This window comes from Desulfobacter curvatus DSM 3379, from assembly GCF_000373985.1.
In the GTDB taxonomy this organism is placed as follows: Bacteria; Desulfobacterota; Desulfobacteria; order Desulfobacterales; family Desulfobacteraceae; genus Desulfobacter; species Desulfobacter curvatus.
The window spans coordinates 1-1,533 of record NZ_KB893026.1 but is presented as its reverse complement, the minus strand read 5'-3'; the positions used below and the strand labels follow the sequence as shown (position 1 = coordinate 1,533).

General features: G+C 42.3%; 2 protein-coding genes. Both read left to right on the top strand.

Annotated elements, in window-relative coordinates; all coding sequences use genetic code 11:
* Nucleotides 1-245, top strand: a 245-nt coding sequence (locus tag B147_RS32425) for a hypothetical protein (RefSeq protein ID WP_211216934.1), incomplete at its 5' end; no start/stop codon positions are given.
* A gap of 15 nt (nt 246-260) precedes the next feature.
* A complete protein-coding gene (locus B147_RS0109800; protein ID WP_020587032.1) occupies nt 261-1,070 on the top strand; it encodes a class I SAM-dependent methyltransferase in 810 nt (269 codons plus the stop codon).
* The last annotated feature ends 463 nt before the right edge of the window (nt 1,071-1,533 follow it).

Here is a 1,533-nt window from a genome sequence, read left to right as displayed (position 1 = left end):
ATTGGGTGTATGCTCTAAAAATTAGACTTTTTCGACCGATTTTATTGATTTTTAAATTTATAAAATTCAAAATGGGAACAAGCGAAATCCAAGATCAATTTGAAAAAAAAGTTTTAATGGGAATCGAAAAAGCGTATCCGAATCAAAAAAACGGAAAAGTCTTACTGCCATTCAAAAGATTATTTTTTATAGGACACAAATCACATAACGTTGCTGGCAACGTAAAACCACAGTTTGAACTATGATTAAAAAGGATTACAATGGACACGGATTCATATATGCATAGCCTCTTGGTGGCCAATCCCTTGAGAGAGTCAATCCTTCGTGCAACGATTGAGACAATACAGCTTCCACTCGGCAGCCGCGGATTAGATGCGGGGTGTGGCGTCGGTCTTCAATGCTTACTGTTGTCCGAGGCGGTGGGAGGCACTGGGCATGTCACCGGGCTCGATGTATCCCCGGAGTTCCTGAATCGTGGCGAAGAAATTGTGAAAGAGGAGGGTCTGTCAGAACGGATTTCATTTCAGGAAGGGGATGTTGGCAATATCCCCTTCGACGATAGAACCTTTGATTGGGCATGGAGTGCCGACTGCATTGGATATGGCCCTTGGGAACCGCTGCCTTTAATGAAAGAGTTGGCACGTGTTGTAAAACCTGGTGGTATTGTAGCAATCTCTGGCTGGTCTTCGGAAAACTTGCTGCCCGGATATCCTCGGTTGGAAGCCCGTCTCAGAGCGACATCTGGTGGCATTGCTCCATTTATACATGGGAAAAAACCAGAGACGCACTTCCTGCATGCACTGAGTTGGTTCCGTGAGATAGGGCTAAAGGAACCCGATGCAAAAGTATTTGCAAACAGTTTCTATGCCCCGCTTAGTCGCGAAATACGCAATGCCTTGGTGGATCTTTTTAATATACGTTGGCCGAATGTTGAGCTTGAACTGTCATCCGAGGACCTGTCAGAATTCCGGCGGCTATGCCAGCCGGATTCACCGGATTTCATTCTGAATCTTTCAGATTATTATGCATTTTTCACACATACACTATTCTGGGGTAAAATTGCCAAGTAAATTCTCTGGAAAGGAGAATGAATGGCAACCCAACAACCGAATCCACACGGATGTGAGTTCCGCTACGCTTCACTCACACCGGTGATTCAGAACTTTATAATAAAAAAGATACCATAGATGATTATTCCATCAATATTCGGATTTTTATGTTTGATTCTCGGAATTACTTTTATCATTTATGGAATCCGAAATGGATTTTTTAAGAAGGATATACAAAGCAGTCATTCTGGCTCTCGTGTTTACGGAAATCAAGCGGTAATCATGGGAATTATATACATATTAGGAGGATTTTTTTTATTGTGGGGGACATATATTGTTGTTAACTCTTTAATTTTAAAATACGACATTAAAATTTTCTAATGATAAATTATAATCGGGATAGGACTCCCCATCACTGAGGAGCCCTCCCACACCACCCGGCATACGGATCTCGTACCAGGGCGGTTCGGCTGATTTTATGAAT